The sequence below is a fragment of the Providencia sp. wls1922 genome, assembly GCF_009706505.1.
In the GTDB taxonomy this organism is placed as follows: domain Bacteria; phylum Pseudomonadota; class Gammaproteobacteria; order Enterobacterales; family Enterobacteriaceae; genus Providencia; species Providencia lanzhouensis.
In genome coordinates this window covers 37,554-56,373 of sequence record NZ_WLUG01000080.1, presented here as the reverse complement: position 1 = coordinate 56,373, position 18,820 = coordinate 37,554, and the positions used below count along the sequence as shown (strand labels likewise).

Annotated in this window: 12 protein-coding genes; all 12 read right to left on the bottom strand. The window is 46.0% G+C overall.

Annotated features, from left to right (window positions below; genetic code table 11):
• Positions 1–14: 14 nt before the first annotated feature.
• Positions 15–236, bottom strand: coding sequence for a hypothetical protein (locus tag GKR71_RS08095; protein WP_108479641.1), 222 nt, complete (start codon positions 234–236; stop codon positions 15–17).
• On the bottom strand, positions 229–606 hold the full coding sequence (locus tag GKR71_RS08090; protein ID WP_199908615.1) for a hypothetical protein: 378 nt from the start codon (positions 604–606) through the stop codon (positions 229–231). Before GKR71_RS08090 ends, GKR71_RS08095 begins: the two co-directional genes overlap by 8 nt.
• Positions 596–1,924 carry a hypothetical protein gene (locus GKR71_RS08085; protein WP_108479639.1) on the bottom strand — a complete coding sequence of 443 codons (1,329 nt, stop codon included), beginning with the start codon at positions 1,922–1,924 and terminating at the stop codon, positions 596–598. Before GKR71_RS08085 ends, GKR71_RS08090 begins: the two co-directional genes overlap by 11 nt.
• 8 nt (positions 1,925–1,932) lie before the next feature.
• Complete coding sequence (locus GKR71_RS08080; RefSeq protein ID WP_039183657.1) at positions 1,933–2,202, bottom strand: WXG100 family type VII secretion target; 270 nt, start codon at positions 2,200–2,202, stop codon at positions 1,933–1,935.
• A 21-nt stretch (positions 2,203–2,223) separates the two neighbouring features.
• Positions 2,224–2,934, bottom strand: coding sequence for a vWA domain-containing protein (locus tag GKR71_RS08075; protein WP_108479638.1), 711 nt, complete (start codon positions 2,932–2,934; stop codon positions 2,224–2,226).
• Between the two features lie 46 nt (positions 2,935–2,980).
• The gene (locus GKR71_RS08070; protein WP_108479637.1) at positions 2,981–3,355 is read right to left on the bottom strand and encodes a thermonuclease family protein; all 375 of its coding nucleotides are present in this window, start codon (positions 3,353–3,355) and stop codon (positions 2,981–2,983) included.
• A 93-nt stretch (positions 3,356–3,448) separates the two neighbouring features.
• Positions 3,449–4,939: a sigma-54-dependent transcriptional regulator gene (locus GKR71_RS08065; protein ID WP_108479636.1), complete on the bottom strand. Its 1,491-nt coding sequence runs from the start codon at positions 4,937–4,939 to the stop codon at positions 3,449–3,451.
• Between the two features lie 18 nt (positions 4,940–4,957).
• A complete protein-coding gene (gene brxL, locus GKR71_RS08060) occupies positions 4,958–7,033 on the bottom strand; it encodes a protease Lon-related BREX system protein BrxL (RefSeq protein WP_047929053.1) in 2,076 nt (691 codons plus the stop codon).
• Positions 7,034–7,049: 16 nt separating this feature from the next.
• The gene (gene pglZ, locus GKR71_RS08055; protein ID WP_108479635.1) at positions 7,050–9,707 is read right to left on the bottom strand and encodes a BREX-1 system phosphatase PglZ type A; all 2,658 of its coding nucleotides are present in this window, start codon (positions 9,705–9,707) and stop codon (positions 7,050–7,052) included.
• The gene (gene pglX, locus GKR71_RS08050; protein WP_154634117.1) at positions 9,707–13,345 is read right to left on the bottom strand and encodes a BREX-1 system adenine-specific DNA-methyltransferase PglX; all 3,639 of its coding nucleotides are present in this window, start codon (positions 13,343–13,345) and stop codon (positions 9,707–9,709) included. The genes pglZ and pglX overlap by 1 nt, the downstream gene beginning before the upstream one ends.
• 15 nt (positions 13,346–13,360) lie before the next feature.
• The gene (locus tag GKR71_RS08045) at positions 13,361–15,124 is read right to left on the bottom strand and encodes a DUF262 domain-containing protein (protein WP_108479633.1); all 1,764 of its coding nucleotides are present in this window, start codon (positions 15,122–15,124) and stop codon (positions 13,361–13,363) included.
• Positions 15,125–15,140: 16 nt separating this feature from the next.
• The gene (gene brxC / locus GKR71_RS08040; RefSeq protein WP_108479632.1) at positions 15,141–18,818 is read right to left on the bottom strand and encodes a BREX system P-loop protein BrxC; all 3,678 of its coding nucleotides are present in this window, start codon (positions 18,816–18,818) and stop codon (positions 15,141–15,143) included.
• Positions 18,819–18,820: the final 2 nt, after the last annotated feature.

Here is an 18,820-nt window from a genome sequence, read left to right as displayed (position 1 = left end):
TGTTTTTCCGGCTGTTACTCATGGCCCATGCTTCCTATCGATTGCAATTCTCCAGTTAGCTGATCAATCTCGGCGGCTCTGGCCTGAAATAATTCTGCCATTTGCTGAAGGCCGAAGATGTCCTGCAAAAGGGGTTCGAAAACGTCTGAGACAATAGACTGACCAAACTGGTCTCTAACGGTGTCGGAAAATTTGCCCATTTGCTGCGAAGTCACATTAAATAGATCATCAAACATCGGCATCCTCCTCTTCAAACGGTAGCTGGAGGACAACACCGTCAGCCTTTAATGCCTGTTCAATAACCCTTGAAACATCCGCAAATGATTCAGCCACACCGGCTGCAATAATCGTTTCGAGTTGTGGCTTGGTCATGATGTAGTCAGACTTGAAATCGTTATCAGAGTTTCTGACCTTTTCAATCAGCTGGTGCCAGTATTCTTCCGGTAAGGACAGGGAATACTCGCTATCTGTTAGCGAGAACAGTTCTTCCGTGAGTTGGTCAACAGCACTCATCTCACCTGCCTCCATAGCGTTCTGGAGCTTGGAGGAAAGATCCTGAGCTTTGCTTGTGTGTTCACTTGGTATCAGAGCGATTTTAATTTTCATGAGCTCCTCCGTTATTTGCATTAGAACCGGTCACCATGTCCCAGCAGGCTTTGTCGATCTCGTCTTTTGTCGGGAGCATTCCTATTAATGGCGATCCGGCACTCCGAAGGGCTTCACGCAGCTCTTCTTCCTGTTCTGGAGTTAAATCCTTGATGTCGCGTGAACATATCGTCATCGACGCACTGGCTTCCTGATGTCCACCGGACTGGAATACCATGTGGTCTTTCTGAGAATAGAGATACAAAGCCCGGCCGCATTTCACTTCAATGGCGATAGAGCCTCCAGCCGGAGCACTCATGCCTTCACCACGGCCCAGAATAACCGGCACTTTCAGATCTTCGATGATCAGGTCGGTTTTTGTGAATCTGCCGTCCTCAAACGTGGTCCGGGCCTGCGTGTCCGCTTTATGTCCGAGCGGACTCAGCGCCTGCTCCACAATTTTTTCGCCACAGTAGCCACTCAGGTTTCGGCGGATCTTAAGCTGAACCGCATGCCTTTCAGCAGGACCGTTGGCGGCTTCGAGCTGGCTTCTGTAGTCGGCAATCTTGGCTCTGAATGCCGGGTCACGATCGGCGAGATACTCGAAATAGTAGCGCTGCTGTTCAACGGATAGATTCAGCCTCGAATGCAGCTCCTTTGGCGTAACCGGCTTACTTGGGTCCGGAGTCCATTTCAGCCATGAATAAAATTCCGCCGCTGGCGGGTGCGTATCGAGATAGGCGTTGAGAGCTGCCTTGGCGCTTTCCAGTCGTGCTTTTCCTGTTTCAAGGTGAGCCGCAGCACTGGCAAGCCGGACTGCACACTCCGTTTGCACTGTTTCCTCCAGCTGAGTTGCCATATCAAGACACTGCCGGGCCATTTCATTTCGCTGCTCCATCTGCATGCGATGGTCTTTCGCAGCTTCCAAAGCTTCCTCCGCAGCCGCGACAGCGGATTCCGCTTCTGCGACGGCAGATTCCGCGGCGGCTACATCGGCCTCTTCAGATGAACAGTTGGGCGGTTCATAGTTGCCGTCCTCATCATAGCTGCCACTCGCTTCGCAGGCGGAAAGAGATGAACAAGCGGAACTCAACTGCTCATTGGCTGAAGCAAGCTGCTCATTAGCCTGTTCCAGCTGCTGCCCGGCCTCCATTTCGGCTTCAATCGCAGCATCCAGCAGTTGAGCGCTGTTATCGGCCTCCTGCTGTGCTTCGGCCAACTTGGCTTCAGCCGCAGCAATTTGGGCCTGACAGGCACTCTCCATGGAGTCATAGGCCGACTGAAGCCCGGCAATTGCCTCCTCGAGATTCTCAACTTGTCCAACGGATACGTACGCCATTCCCCACCTTAACTCTGTAAATAATCTCTTAAACGTGAAGCCAGAGCATGAAGATATGGGACCTGTTCCGATGCGTTCGCCTCAAAATGAGAAAGCTGCTGCACCAGCGCGTTATAGTCCTCTTCAAAACTCGCTCGCTTTTCATCCTGCCAGGTATCCCCAAGGGCACCAAAGCTATGATTCAAACCGTTAACCGCTTCATTCAACGTGTCGATGAACTGCGTCAGAGACTGCGCGAAACGGTCAAGTTCATCAGGGTCGCCAATTGCCTGTGGCATGATTCACCTCCAAATTTTTGTTTACCAGTAACCTTCATCATCGGATGAAGCGGTTGTATTTCCGGCTGTAGCCGACTTGACACTGCCGCCATCCAGTTTGATCTCCGACGGGGCCGGTACCACGTTCGGGTTCTTGGACTGGGTACGCATGGTGACCGACATGGTCACTCGCTGGAAAAATTCATGCAGCTGCCCGGCGTTTTCCGCATAGAAAAGGTCATGGGGCGTGCCCTCGATAAAACGCTTCAGAACCGTCTCATCCGCATCACGTCCGATAGCCATTGCCATGCGGTCACATTTGGAAGAGCGCCCTTCGGAGATAAAGTCCTCCAGCGGCTTTTCCCAGCTGTCATTAGGCTGTCCGTCTGAAACAAGAACGATTGTCGGGCGGTAAGCACGGGACGGAGTGGTCTCCTTGTCCTCGATCATGGCCTTGGCCATCTTGAGGGCGGTTCCCATCGGGGTCATACCGTTTGCCTGCAGACCTTGCCACTGCACCTGAGAAGCCTTGATGTAGGGAACCTGAAGCTCAACCTGATTGCCGAAAGTGATGACGGAAACAAGAATCTCTGTCTCCATCTTCTCTTCCTGCGCAAAGTTATCCAGCATATCCTCGACGGCCTTGTTAAGGTTCTCGATTTTATCTCCGGACATACTGGAGCTGACATCCAGAAGCAGAACGACGGGAAGCGGCTTGGCGGCCGGGGTGGTGAATTTTTTAGGATCAAACATGGATCATCCTCCTGATTAGTTTGCTGGTTTCAATTTCATACAATTCTCAATACTCGGGGAAAAACTCGGCAAGGTTTCTGCTCCCGACAAACACGTCGCAGACCAGTCGGCCCCGATCCACTTTGTAAGCAGTCCTGAGCTCAACCTGCTGCCCATTGATAAGCTTTGACAAAGCATCCTTCGCTTTCTGCCCTTTGGCGGTGTGCAGTTCCGGAGCATCGTAACCGGCAGGACGGACTCTGGTTCCCGTCTCACCGTTCCATTTCCACTCTGGTGACACCGCGAAGGTATCTCCGTCGATAATTGAAGTGACTCTGAATGCTGGCATCGTTGCTCCTTTTGCTTTTTCAACCAATTGCGTTTCTTTCTGCACATGGTCTTTAGCAACCGGTGTGCCAAATAATTCAAAACAGCGCAACATGCTGTTATTGCTGCATTTGCGCAATCATCAGCAAGGGACAGGTATTGGCTGTATTTCAACTCAGGTTGATACAATTTCAACCGTGGTTTAAATTTATCGCTTAGTATTATTCAAAAACTTGTGCACCGCCTGAGGGGTTACACCTAACATTCTCGCTGCCTGACTCTGGTTGCCGTTCGCGGCCTCAAGCGCTCTCAAAATCATCTGCTTGCGGGCACTGCCGAGAAACTCATCCAGAGAAAATCCCTCGTAAGGCTCGGGTAAAGCATCCAATGGATCGGCATAGGTGATCGGTTCGGTAATAAGCAGGTCTGAAGCATCCAGTACTTCCAATCGGCTCAGCCTTACAGAGCGTTCGATGACATTCTCAAGATCTCGAATATTCCCCTCCCAATTGTGGGCCTGCAGACGATTAAGTGCATCGGTAGTTAGTCGGCGATGTCTTTTCAAAGAAGTATTCAAACGATCTAGGATATTGAGTACCAGTTTGGGAATATCTGAACGTCGCTCACGCAAAGAAGGCAGTTTGATCTCACCGACATTAAGCCGGTAATAGAGGTCCTCCCGGAAGCTGCCTTGGCGGATTTGCTTGCGAAGCTCTCGGTTGGTGGCAGCAACAATCCGAACGTCAACGGCATGCCCCTTACTTTGTCCGATCGGTTCAACGATACCATCCTGAAGCACCCTCAAAAGTTTAGCCTGAGCAGGCAGAGGCAATTCTCCAAGCTCGTCGAGAAACAGCGTCCCCTTGTCAGCCGCATCAAATTTTCCGGTCTGATCGTTCACCGCTCCAGTGAAGGCACCTTTTTTGTGTCCAAAAAGAATGCTTTCAACAAGATCCTCAGGGATTGCAGCGCAGTTTACAGCGACAAAGGTTTCCTGTGGACGACCACTCAATGCATGGACATAGCGGGCAAACAATTCTTTTCCGGTGCCGGTTTCACCTGTGATCAAAATTGGAGCTAGCGATGAGGCCAGCATGGCACCCATCTCAAGGGCTTTGAGCATAGCCGGATGATCTCCGACAATCCCGAGCTGTGCTCTGACCGAATCCACATCCATCTCATGTTCATCAATCGTGAAGCTGGAGGATTTAAATCTGACCGAAGGAAACTCATCGGATGAGAGCTCTATCTCACTGAGCAGTGGTCGGTCCTTAGTTACAAACCGTGGAGGCCTTACGTGAAGAATCTTGGCAGGAATTTCACCTGATGCTGCCAGCAGCACCCAACAAGCATGCATTTGCGGTGTTCCCGACGCTACCGATATGTAGAACTTTGCATGTTTTTGCTCTTCTTGAATGGTGAGAGCGAACTCTTTCAGTCCTTTGAAAATATCATGATAGTTGGTCGGATCTGATAACTTCATGTCCAAGACATGCACAATACATTGAGGATACAAATTCTTGATAGCTTCTTTTGTATTACTACTGGCCTCACGAGTAGCTGGAGTGTCAAACAAGTAAACGATCTGGAAGGTTTTGGCTTTTAACACACTAAGTATTGGGCCTGGTTGCTCTTCTTGCTCCACTAGACCTTTACTAAAAGGGTCATTAAACCCCGTAAAACTTAAAAGAATATTCATTATGCATCCTTGCCTTTCTTAATTAACCCCAAGCGCCTTAAACACAGCATCGACGGGGTCTGCATAAAAGCTGATCTGGAATTTTGAGAACAACTCAGCAGGAACCGTTGGAATATCTGAGGCTGAGGCCATTGGGAGCAAAATACGCTTTGCGCCACTGTCCATAGCTAACTGAAGACTGCCTGCAAGATCTTGAACAGGATTTACAACACCACCTAAAGTCATCTCACCCAAAACAACCATCTGCTCTTGAATCGGTCGGTTCATCAGAATTGAACAGAACGCAATTAATGCAGCGAGCGATGACTTTGTACTTGGCCCCGTATTGTGGAGCTCAACAACATGGAGGTGATACTCATGATCAGAAAACTTCGCCGACGCACTTATTCTATTCAGGTTACCTTTGAAATAATCAAAGCCAACACGCACAGCTTCTTTCGCTGCGGTATTCGAACCAAGGCCAGACACTGAGTGTTTACCAGAACCAGCCATCATCTGGGTTTCATAGCGATATAACCCAAGCTGCCCAGTGCTTCCCTGAGTAACCAAGTGCACGACACCAGCGCGAGGTAAGCCCTCAGGAATTAGCTTGCTGCCACCTTGTTCCGGTACATTGACGAAGAATTCTTCTAATGAATCGTTATCGATGTAGCTAAAGTGCACATCAAAAAATTCCATTCCGCCAAGCTTTTTCAATTGCTCTTTGACTCTACGTCTAGTTTCCAGCGCATAGGTCAGGCAGGCTCTTACATCATCTTTTGTGTACTGTGCGTCGGGGTGTAGTAGCTTTAACAAGCCCGAAACCGTTCTGCGTACAGCAATTACATCACGCTGATTAAGGTTATTACCGAGTTTGAAGAACTTATCGATAGCGTCCGCAAAACTTCTTTTGCGCATTTCACGCATGTATTCAGCAAGATAGTCTGTGATTAATCCGTAACTATTGGTAAAAAACTCAGGACGCATCTTCGGTATTTCCCATCCAGGAATATAGGAATGGAAACGGTCAAAAAAAGCAGTGTCAATCATGGCGTCAGGAAAAGGTGCCAACAGATGACTGGTCTTCACCAGTGTCTCAACGCTTTGATTGATGTTACCGACGAATACCATGGAAGCCTTCGCTTCGATTGAATCACGACCACGGGCAAAAGACCCTGACGCCATATAATCTTTCATTATTTGAACGCCGTCTTTGTCTTTGAAGTTAATACCGGCCACTTCATCAAATGCGACAACATCCCACATACCAACCAACCCAACTTGGCGCGAGCTCATGTTATAGAACAAGTTCGCCACAGTCGTTTGTCCGCCCGAGACAAGCAATGAATTTGGTGAGCACTCTTTGTAGACATGGCTTTTACCTGTCCCTCTTGGCCCGAGCTCACAAACGTTGTAGTTGTTTTCAACGAATGGGATCATGCGAGTAATAAGATGCCACTTCACCCGATGCTCTAAGTTGGTTGGCTCCATACCCACGGAACGAAGCAACACATCCATCCACTGATCGGTACTAAAATGTCTTCTGGTTGAAAACACCTCATCCATATTCATGGACGGCATTTGTATCGGTTTTAAACTCATAATGGAGAAAGGTGATGTCTTCTGACCTTCCTCAAAGAAATACTGCACGGTAATAATGCACCAGATACCGCCAGTTAATAATTTTTCGTTGTCTTGTACAATTTTGGTCGGCACAAGGGCATCCTTGATCCCCAGGTTCGACAACGCAGCTTCATAGACGTCTTTTTTCTGATTGAGCTTAACGCTTACTTTGTCGATGATTTTAAACGTTCCGCGTTCACGGATAAGTGACTTCACTTTCTCCGCTTCATCAGGTCGGACATAGTTCTCAGCCAAGATTTTTTTCACATTCTCAAGGCCTTGCATTACGACTTCGTCGTCATCGGACGCACAATACATGCCTAGTAAATACTCAAGCACATAGACTGGGACGTTAGCGCCTTCTTTCAATTGCTTTGTCAGATCTTTTCGAACGACACGGCCTTTAAAATATTGATTGAGCAATGCGTCTAAATCGGCGCTTTGCATCTGATTTTTTTCGTCTTTATGATCTTGTGAAAAATCAGTTGTCATGTTTCACCTCAGCGCCTTAGAAAAAATCATCTTGGAATGCCAAATCAATGGTTACCGCGTATTGGCTATAACGGGTTCTCATTTCCGCATTCTCAAGAACTAATGTGTATTGAGCGTTTCTGTCGAACTGGGAGCCAATAAGCTTTAACCTAGCTTCGCGAGTACGTTCATCCATCACTTTACTCACGCTATCAAAGTTAATCGTTTCACGACTGGAGACTTCATTACCTTGTGCATCGACGATATAGACATCCAACAACCGTGCGACGAAACGCTCGCCTACAGGGTCTGTCTGAATAAATCTGACCTTGTCGATATTGTTTACTAATTTGATGGGCTGAGTGGCTGCTACAACACCTACCGGTTGTTTCTCATGTTTTGCTGCTTGTTCTTTTTGTAGCTCTCGCACATGTAGTACCGGTACGCAGACTTCCTGTAGCATCGCTCCGCCATGCACAAACTTAGCACCACCAACGAAGTGGAAGCGTTGAGCCGCTTTTGGAAGCAGGAACTCGGTATCACTAGAGCCATGAGCCGTATCGTTAATTGAGCCTTTCCAACAGGCTTCATCTGAAGGCAAGTTATTACCAACGATATAACGTTTCTTGGCTTCTATCGCGCCAGCAGGTTTGGTTTTCAACGAGGTTTTATCAGCCGCTACAAGTGCTTTTTGTTGGAAGAGGAAGCCATGGTCAGCGGTGATCACAACTCGGCTGCCGTTTAGACGGTTGATGACCCTGCCAACAAGGTCTTTTAGCTCTTCAATGGCACTACGACAGGCTTCAAACGTTTTCTCTTCAGTTGCAGCCTTATCACCAATCGCATCAATGGTATCGTGATAGATATAAACTACTTCTACGTCTCGAACCTTGTCACGCCCCTCCTGGTTACTCCAGCTCATCAGTTCCTTAGAACTCACTGCCATACCACCTACTTTTTGTAGGATGGCGTTGCGGTTGTCTAAACCCTGTGAAGAAATACCATCCACATAAACAGCCGTGCCTTGCTCTGGCTGGTAACTGAGCGCCTTATGAGGCAATAATGCCGCCATCCCAAGTTGGGTATAACTCGGCAAAACGCCCAACTGCGTAGACACCTCTGCCTTAAATCGCTTCTCGTTGTTAATGATAGCGCCAAGCTCATTCGCAATTTCAAAACGCAGGGCATCAGAGATGATCACAAACACTCGTTTTGTCTGTTTCAGACTCAGTCGTGTGCGAACTTCTTTTTCATAGAAGTCATACTGGTGCGGTACGCCAGAAATCTGCCACTTTTCAAGTAATTTCTCATTGGCCAAGTGACGATCCCAGGCAAGGCCAAGCTCATATAAGTACCAGTTGGTATAAATGCTTTCGACTTCGTCGTCGAGCTGACGCAGTATGTCTGCACCTTTACTCAATACAGAGTGCACATGTTCATTGAACAAACGGTAAGCCTGGTCAAAACGATAAATGTCTGTGGTATAGGCGTCGTACATTGCTTTCGCGTTATCAAAGTGGAACCCGTCCACATAGCGATTTCGCAAGTGCATTAACTCTTCAGCGTTGCGGATAGCTTCATAAATTGCGAAGTATTCTTTGCGTGACAATGTCCAGTGGCTAGCAAGACGTCTTGATAAGACCGTATCAAACTGAACTCGGTCTAGCGCTTTACTGCTATCGAGCAAATCACGAACTAAACCACGGATTATGGCCTGTTCCACAGCCTCGAACGTTTCGCATTCGATAAGTTCAACCGGATGGTACTGGCCAGCACGAGTCGAAATTTCCAACTGTTGGCTAAGCACCTTAGAGATGCTTTCGTAGTAAGCGGCGAAAGAGCGGCTGTCGCGCCAGCTCACCATAAACGCCAAGGCTGTCGCCCGGCCTGATGCGCTTTTTAGAACATTGTTAAGCAACCAATCGCGTTCAACACCTTCAATTTGGCTCCAGAATTCAGTACAGAATAATTTCAACACGAAGTCTGGGAAGGTTGGCTCTTCGACTGTATAGCCAAAACCCTCACTCAGATATGCCCAGAGTGAGGTCTCAAGATCAAACTTTCCTAGCTGGCTCCATAAAGGTTGGCCAAGGCTTTCATCTTCGATATAAGCCGCATATTCGCGTAGTAACCCAAGCAAAATGTCCGACAAAGACGCAGAATCAGCTTTTACAACCACTGCCATCATCTTCCTGTCTAACGACAGTTCGTCTTCGTTCTCAGTCACCCACTTCTTTAAACCGGCTATGCGCTGTTTATTAGCAAAAAAGCTTTGGCGCTTACGAATGTGCGTGCGTAGCGCCATTTTCGGGATACCCAGCTCATTAAGCAGCATTGAGCTGTGATCAGCAAAAAACTGCTCGCTATACAAACGCACGTCTAGCAACCAATCGCGGTCAGGCTCTGGCTCAGCGCTTGGAAAATAGATAAGGAATTTAGCTTCACGCTCATCTACTTCAATGCGTTTTTTCACTGCCAATACGGACTCACTACCCATATTGAGGATGGTCAAATCATTTGGCAGTACTCTGGCAGTTATATCTGCTGCGCTATCGCCTACTTCTTTTGCAATAGATAGGGCGTTAGCTAAATGCTCAAGCTCTTCAGTAAAGCTTTGCTCTGGGTCGTACCAAAACACAATGCGGCTTTGTTCGAGCTTGGCAGCGACACCTTGTGCCAGTTCGCTAATCTGCATTAGTTAACCTCCGGGGCCGAACCGGTAATGGCCTTAACATCAGCCAACAGATCACCAAACTTGCCGTAATTCACTTTCACGCCATCATCCAGATCCAGTGAAATACGCATATCAGCGTAGTGTTTTAGCTTGTCATCAAACTCTCGTAGTTCAACCTGTTTCTTGATTAAGGCATCCAACTCTTTCTTGAAGCGGTTTGCTTCACTGGTCGAGTCAGCCGTTTCAATCTGCTTCTCAAGCTGTTCTGCATACGCATCGTATTTGCCGAGTAACGGGGTGACATACTCGGTACGCATACGCGAAAGCGTGCCCTCGTTGTAACGGTGCAGGTAAACCAGGCACTCAAAAGCCTTCTGTTTGCCTGAGCTAAATAGCCAATAAATAGGGCGTTTTTTGTAAGTCTTCAGGTGATCTTTATAGAACTGAGTTGATAAATAACGGCGAATCGTCTCAAGCGCTGATTCTGATTTCTTGGGCTTTATGGCATTTAAGCACAGTGACTCGGCAACAAAATCGAGATTTTCTTGTAAGTGTTCCTCACCCCAAACAACCTGAACAAACTCGCGGAATCGGTTGGTAGCATCATCTTTAAACCACTCTCTATCAGTTAACGGAATAATTCCATCTTCATCGGGAATAAAACCCTCATAAGCACCATCAATTAAAAGCTCATCAAATTCACGACCTGCTGATCCAGCAAATACAAGACCTTTCCTCGAAAGAGAAAACCTCCCCATCATACACCCCATGGAGTACGATATTAATTCTGATATTAATTTTGACTTTGACAATGGTTTAAAATCATCAACACTTTTTGACCCAAATGAATACAAAGGATTAACAAGCATCGTAATATTTGATACATCAAGCATGTTTTCCTTTTCAGCATTATCAAAAGATTTCTCAATGACTTTATTATTTAGAGTCTCTAACTCAATTGCCCTACTGACTAACTCAGACTGTTTAGTCAGGCATTTCTCCAAAGAGCACTCTATATTGGTCTCGGCCACTTCATCTAAAAGCGCATTTCTCTGGAAACCCCATGAAACTTCTGACGAATCCCAATCCTTTTTATGAATATCGACTAACTCTTTGGTTACTTCTTCTAAACATTCAAACTTCCAAATAGGAAATTTTCTAACATCACCCGTTGTATAATTCAAAGTTGGGCAAAGTAATTTAGCAACTCCGTACACAATTGAAGAATTAAGGCTTGATAGAACATCCCATATCGAATATCTGTCGTTAGTGCTTACAAATATTCCAGATCCACCTTGATCAAAAGTAAATCCTCTAGGTAAATATCTAACCGCAAATCCTGCTGTTGAAACCACGGTCCACGTAGCACCTTCTTGAAAATATTTATCCATATTTCTCAAGTTTGCCTTATTGGCCTTTAATGCTTGACCGTCATTTTCATAATTAATAACGTATTCATTATTTCCATACCACTTTCTGAATTCTCCTCCTTTAGCGATAGGGTACCAGACTGATTTTTTACTATCGTTAGCAAATTCACTAAATTTATTTATATCTATTTCATGCCAACGTTTGAGGAATAAATCAATATTACCATTGGTATCAAGCCCTTTAACCGCTCGCGCATCCAATAAGTCAGCATTTTCCATTAATTTGATAAAATCCAAGCTTGCCCAGTATGCAACAGGAGAACCTGGCAACTTCGTAAGGTTTTCTTGTTCTATCGTTCTATGCTCATTATTCCGATTCAAAAGGCTGATTTTCTTTTCATTCTCATCACCATCGACAAGACGATAAAATACAGGCTTGTAACTATTTATGTATGTATTGTTAATAATCCAAGCTGTTGTTTGAACTACCTCTCCACCAATTTGACTAAACGCTCTTGCCCCTAGATGAGCCATAGTAACTATACGTTTGTATTGCAAAATTTGACGTCTTAGTTCTTCAAAGCTAGTTATGAACATCCATGAGTGCATGTTAATTTGGGCATTAAATCCTCTTTCATTGAGCAAGCTAAAACCTCTCTCCATAAAGATGGCATACAAATCTGCCTTGCTGTTTGCATAGTCATCTTTTGCGAGTTTTTTCAACTGAGAGTTCATGCTTTTACTTCCCATATAGGGAGGATTCGCAATAACAGCATCGTAACGAATAGATAAAACCAAAGCCTGATGAACAATTTCAATCAATTGCTTCGCCGCAGGCTTTTGCATTGAATCGCCTGACTCTTGAAGCTCTACAAGAGTGTTCAGTAGCTCTTTTAATTGCTCATGCTCATCGCTTGGAACATCAACCAAAGAACCAAAGGTTTTGGCCTGAGTGAATCTTGCCAACGTTCGCTTCAGCAGTTGGTAGCGGTTGTCTGCATTGAACGAGCTTAAATCTTGCTCTTCGTCAGAGAACAGTCCTTGTGATGTGCCGCTTTGCCAACTTCCCGATAGGTTGAGTGCTTTCCACAACATCGGCAGGTCGATATGGTTACTTTCCTGCAATGACAGTACATTGAGTCGCACGTTACGGGTAAAAATACGCTTATCGTCATCTCTAGCCATCATCATCAGCGCAAAGCCAGACAACTGCGCTGCACGATCATCTATGTCTAAGCCGTAGAGGTTGTTCTCCAGAATCATCTTTGGAATGTCACGAGAGCGGAAACCACGTTCTTCGTAGATGGCTTTTAACACGTTATAGGCTTCAATCAATATGTGGCCCGAGCCACAAGCGGGATCGAGTACTTTGATGGTTTCAGGTTCAATAGATTCTGGCGTAATAGCCTTTAGCTGTTGGTTAACTTCGTCAGATTGTTCAGCAGGCTCAATGTAGTATTCCATCTGCGTTTTAATGGCAGAATCTGGGTAGGTTTGCAGCCATTGACGACCGACTGAGTTTTGTACCAGGTACTTCACAATCCAGTTGGGTGTAAATAGCTGGGTGGCGGCAGGGATGTCTTCACTTTTGACCACCTTGCCCATTACCTGATCTTTCTTTTCAGAAATGTAGAACTGGTAAAGCCAGCCAATCACTTCTACCTGTTGCCAGTCCTCTTCAGGGATGCCGTCTACCAATCCACGCAGAATTGAGTCGGTACGTGTTAGGTTATCTGGTAGCAGAAGCTCAGTTTCATCGTCCAATGCGTCAAATAAGAAAGGCATCGCTTCATGAAGCTTATGGCACTGGCCCAACAGCAGTTCACGATAAAGCTCTTCGTCTTTGTTGCCCGCAAGCTTGAGTTCAATTATGCGAGCTCTATCTAATCCGAGTTCATCCGCAGCATCTTGCGCATGATCGATAATTTCAAAGCCTTTAGGGTTGTCAGGGTGTGACAAAACACGAAAACCGTGACCTAGATAGTCATGGATTTCCATATAGCGAATGGCACACAGACGGTTGAACCAGGTGTAAGCTACTTGTTCAATAAGTTGTGCATATCCAAGTTTCTGGCTTCTGGCCACTATGCGTTTTCTGGGCTCGGCCAGTTTACCGTCAAAACTGTTACCGGCGATTTGAAGCACAGAACCTTGTAGATTCGCTTCTGCAATTTGTAGCTCGCCCTTTTTATTCGCGGTGATACCAAAGGTATTTAATCGTTTAGCTACCGCATCCATAAATTCGCGGCGCGCTTTTGGTGCGTATTTTTTAATGTTGTTCGTATTCATATGTTCTTGCGCCTCTTATTCTGTCTCTACGCTGCTTGCGGGTTGTAATGCAGTTCTAATGCGGGCAAGCAGTGTTTCCTGACGCTCGCGGTAAAAGTCCATAAACTGGTTTAGTTGTTCAGGTAATGATGTTATGGCTTGCGATTGCAGATGTGCTTGTCTTGCATTCACATCAGGCCACTGCTGCGCATACCATTCATGGGGCATTTTTTGCCGCTTCTGGTTGTTGATTGTCCCTTCCAACAGTTGAAGGTTTGGCAGCTTGTTAGATGCCTCGATGAGTTCATTTAGCTGTTCTGCTGGGACACCAACTTTTGCAAGCTTGTTACGTGTAAACAAACCTTTGGGGTAAATGTGGTCCACATGAAAGTGTCGTGAAAAATCGAATCCAGGGAACAACAATGTCAACAAGGCAAAGGTACGCGGATTACCATAATCCAACTGGGCTAGTTCACTAATTTCCTCTGGGTCAAAGCGCAACGATTTTCCACGTTGCTGCATGGTCGCTTCAATTTTAGCTAGCGGGAAACTCGTATCACCCGATTGTTTGATGTCTGAGCGAAGCATAGTAAGCAGGGTATCCAAACCACTTCCCCAGATGCCTGACGCTTTCAACAACGACCTAATGAGCCAGTTTCTGATGCATTCTCTATCGACCGCATATTCAACCCTAGAAAGGTAGCTTGCTGTTAATTTACGGTGGTGCAGGTAATACGCCAACGGGAGGATGGCACTTGTTGCTCTGAGGTTTTGTGCATTAAAACCAAAACTTGCAAGCAACTGCATTGAGAGCAATAACGCATCACGAATTGGCGTCCAGTTCTTTTCCAGAATCGCCATGTTTTCCTTGTTAAAGTTCTCAACCTTAAAGCCCACGCTACCGATGTCAGAGAGCATTAAGCCTGCTTTTAACACGAGATCCTTTGATACGTTGAATCCATCACCAACACGGTTCATCTCATCTACTAATGCATGAATTTCTTCACGGGCATCTAACGAGCTCCACTGGGCTACTGCTATTGAAAGTAGTAAGTCTGAATAGGACAAGGTAGTACCGCCGCTATTCATGCGGATAAATATATTCAGAACACGTTCTAGGCTCTGATCACTTTCTTCGTAAAACGAAATCTTGTCTTTGTCATGGATGGTTCGATACAAGTGACGAAGAGTTGAGCGAGCCTCTTTGCGTTGCTCCGAACTCAACCTGTCATCATCAGCAACTTCATCGATAAGTGCATCCTCTTCCTCTTCCATAATCCGGCCTACACGGAACCAGTACCGTTCAGATGCATCCAGAGAGGCTTTATCGTCGGTTAGGAACTCAAAGTCATACATCGACCCAGTTTCTAAGTCGGGCTGGCTTAACAGATTTAAGTGAAGCCTGCGCACAGGGAAGGCGTCATCATTACTCCACCATTTACCTGTCAGCTTCCACGCAAATGAGCCGCGTAAGCCGATATTCAAAGCAGTAATCCGCTGCTGTCCATCTAGGACGGCAATGAACTCGCGCTCTGGTAACTGAGTGACATTTTCACAATGGTAGTTATCTCGCTCATGGTAATGCTGCATGAACTGATAAAACTGATAGCTATCCCGGTTCTCTGGTTTTATCTTCCAGAATAGAAAGGTCCCAAACGGGTAACCTTGCAACAGGCTATCAAATAGACGACAGATCTGTTCTGGTCGCCATACAAACTCTCGCTGGATGGCCGGTAACAGGTATTCCTGCTCAGCAACCTTGTCGAGTAATGATCTTATTGTTCCACCCGCTTGATACATAGCTATCCGTTGCCTCTTACTTAATTCTCACTCGGTCGCCAGCTTTGACAGCAGCAATCAGCTGTTCTCTTAAAGCGGCAAGATAGGCATCAACTTCGGCTTCACTTTCAATGAATCCGGTTGTTACTGACTTTGCCATGGCATCAGTTGGGTTAATCGTTACAGTACGTTTTGCAACCGGCTGTGGCTGCACTGGTTCAGGGACTGGCTCAGGTGCTGGAGCTGCCTTACCGGCTTTCGCTGCTTCTTCTTCGCGTTTCTTCTGTTCGAGTTCACGACGTCTTTGCTCAGCTTCAGCTTTTGTGCGTTGATCTTCGATAAAGCCATTCAGCAACTCATAAGCTTCGTCCTCGTAACCTTCCGCTTCAGTTTGCTCACTGATAACTTGTGGTATTGAAGAGGTTGCTTCAATGCGCTGTCGGCACATTTGTAACGGGCGCAGTGCTTGGTTCTGTAGTTCAGACGGTGCATGAGCTTCAGCTAGCGCTTCTTTTACACGTCCGATGCGCAGATCAACACGCTCTAAGGCATGAGTGCGTTTTTCTTCAACCAATGTTGAGTTAACTTTTGCCACCTGCTCGATAAGCGGATTAATGTGGCGCAGCTGCTCATACGGTGAGGGCATATTGTAAATGCGTTCTAATTCAGTGAGCGCTTTTAATGCTTCACTGTCTTTTTCTAACGCGGGTCTATTGGCCTTAAACTTCTCGTTCAATGCGCCAGCAAGGGCTTGCCAAGTTTGAAATTGGCTATTGTAGAAGTCATCAAGATCCTCAAAGTCCTCAGCAAACTCTTCAAGGGCATCAGCGTCTTCTAAGAATCGGGCGATAAGGGCGAAGCTTGAAGTTTGCTCAAGAATACCCGCGACCAATGCAAGACCATCGTCAATTTGAGATTTACCTGGGAAATGGCCTGTCTGTGACTTGGTTCTGAATGATTTAAGCTCTTCATTCCAAGCCAGTAATTCATCGCGCACTAATTCGTAGAGCTCCTTTTCACCAGAGCCGGTAAAGGTTTTTGAAAAGATCTCTTTAACAAGACCAGCAGCCTTTTTAATTTGGCGCTCGTCATGTTGCCTGATTTTATGTACACGGATCTCGCCGCGTTTACGCACACTGGTAAACGGCTCGTAAGCTTTTTTCAACGCCAGATCTGTGCCTTGGGTACTAAAAGATACCTTTCCAGCCAAGCCCAGCCTTGCAGTGAGCAATAAGATTTCATTGTCTGGCCAGCCATATGGGCGCTTGCCGAAGCGGGCAACGATGTCACGTAAGTAAACAGGCTCATTACGCTCGACTTTTAGCGTTACGTACTGCTCAACCTCACGCGTAGCTTCTGGGTTACATTCATCCGCTTGAAGATCCAGTCCAATCTGAGCAATATCATCAGCAACAAGAACGGCCTGTAGCTCACGCAAAACCTCACCAGGCGTTGCCTTGAGCATATTCAATTTAGCGAAGGTGTTTTCGATAACGTATTTGTATGCCTCTTCGACGATGGCACTTGGCGTTGCTGATTTCTTCGGTAGTTTTGTGCCGATAGCGTAAACGTCAGCCTCTGCAAACAAAGCTTCAAAATCCGTTCTTAAGCGTTTTTCACGCTCAATATTTTCCATCTGCTTTTCGCGGAGAAGGTGTTCTTGCTCTGGTCGCTGTCCTGAATTTTGTTTTAAGAATCGGTCAGTTTTAATAAAGGTTGTCAGGTCATCCCAAAGACGCTTATGTTCGCCCAGCTTGACGAGCACGCACCCATCAGCCTCAAGCGTATGATTGATGCACGCTTGATCGTGGGAGTAATTTTCAAAGTGCGAATCCAAAGGTGAAATGACTTTAATGACTAGGTCTTCCAGCGTGGTGCCATCTTTTGGATGACCATTGCAAAAACGGCTCACCGCAAAGTCTTGCTTATTAATCGGGTAACGATAGGCACGATTACCTTTCAAAATACCGTCAAATACGATTGCTGAAAGCTTGTTAGAGACCTCTGACATTTCAACGTCAGTGTGGCGGATCTCGTTTTCGATCTCTTTTTCTTCGTTGGTCAGGAAGATAAATTCATCACCATTACGGGCAATCAGCAATTGGCGTTCAAGACGATTCAAGCTCTCTTCAATTTGTTTACGCAGCGCAATTTTATCTGCATCGATTCGATCAATTGACAGCGTTACAAGGTTGTCTAGTGTGCTTTTGACAACGTCCACATAACGGATCAAGAAAAGAGTTTTTAGGATCTTGCCATCGAATTCTGTTAAGGAATCCAACTCACAGGCTTGGTCAATCGTTCGCTTAACAGCTGGCTCCAAAAAGCTTTCAATCGGTGCATAGAAACTGTAAAACGGGATTAACACATCAAGGCCAGAGTCCTTCATCTGTTTTGCAGCTGATTGGAAGGCATCAAGTAATGAACGCTCACCCATAGCTAAGTGCTTACCCGTCGCGCCTTTTGTTCGAATTGACTCAAACACTTTTTGAACCAACGTGTAGTGGTAAGGCACAAACGGATAGTTGTCCACGAAAGACGGAGCGTCGGTGTAACCTTTTAGAGAAGCGGTTGTCGTTTTATCAAATGTCAGCTGGTTACGAAGAATGTCGCCCTTTTCTGCAAAGACATCGATGAGGTGTGTACGAGCTTCTTCCGTTTTGGACAACAAACGCTTTTGAATAACTTCCGAGGTATTCGAGCTCGACAGCTGTAAGCGGGTACTAAAACGCCCTTGAATTTTAGAGAAGTCCTCGCCATCGCGCTTATCCATACCACCAATGGCAGCATCAATGTCTGCCTGAGAGGTAACAACGACCCAAGCTCTGCCACCACAATATGTGCCAAGATCTTCAGTAATGGTCTGAAGCTTCAACATCATTTGTGTGTTCTTACCGATAAACTGACCGACTTCATCGACTAAGAAAAGAAGGTTACGATCCCCAGTTCGATCTAAGTATTCATTAACCCACTTACAGAAGTTTCGGATATCTAGCGGGAAATTGTTTTCAACCTGCTCAACCCAAGCTTTTGCAGACTCTAATGATTGCTCACTGGCATGAGCGAGAGCTTCTGAAAGTTCGTCTCGATAGAAGTCATAGGCGTCACGCTCCTTTTCCCAAGTTGATTGGGTCAACTCAGCAAATTTATCCTTGAAAGATGCGTATTGATTACGTTTATCAAGTTCGCGTTCTAAGTGGGCAATGTGAGGAAAGTCAGCGCAGTATCCTACACGTTCATTAAATACTTTGAGGAAAACCTTAAGAATGGCATTTTCTCGGTCGTCCGTATTGGCTCGCGAATCGATGTTAAAAAGAATAACATCAGTGTCTTTGGTAACAGCGTTTTGGATGTCCGCCAACAGCATGGCGTCGTTGATTTTGTCTTTGAAAAACTCAAACGCTTGTCGGCCTTGGCCATCTTTTTCAACAGATTTATTCTCAAGCAAATAAGATAAAATTTTCAGGAAGTGCGATTTACCCGAGCCAAAGAAGCCAGAAATCCATACGCCAATTTTACCTGACATATCACCGTGGCTTTTCGCAACAGATGGTACATAAGCTTCAAAGAATGCTCGAAAGTGACGATCTAGCTCTCGGGTTACAACATACTCATCAAGCTCGACATACACACTGTCATTGTCTTTTTGTTCCGCTTTAACAACGCCATTAATGTCACGCGTCAACTTCTTGGAAAAAATCTGTTCAATTTTCATTC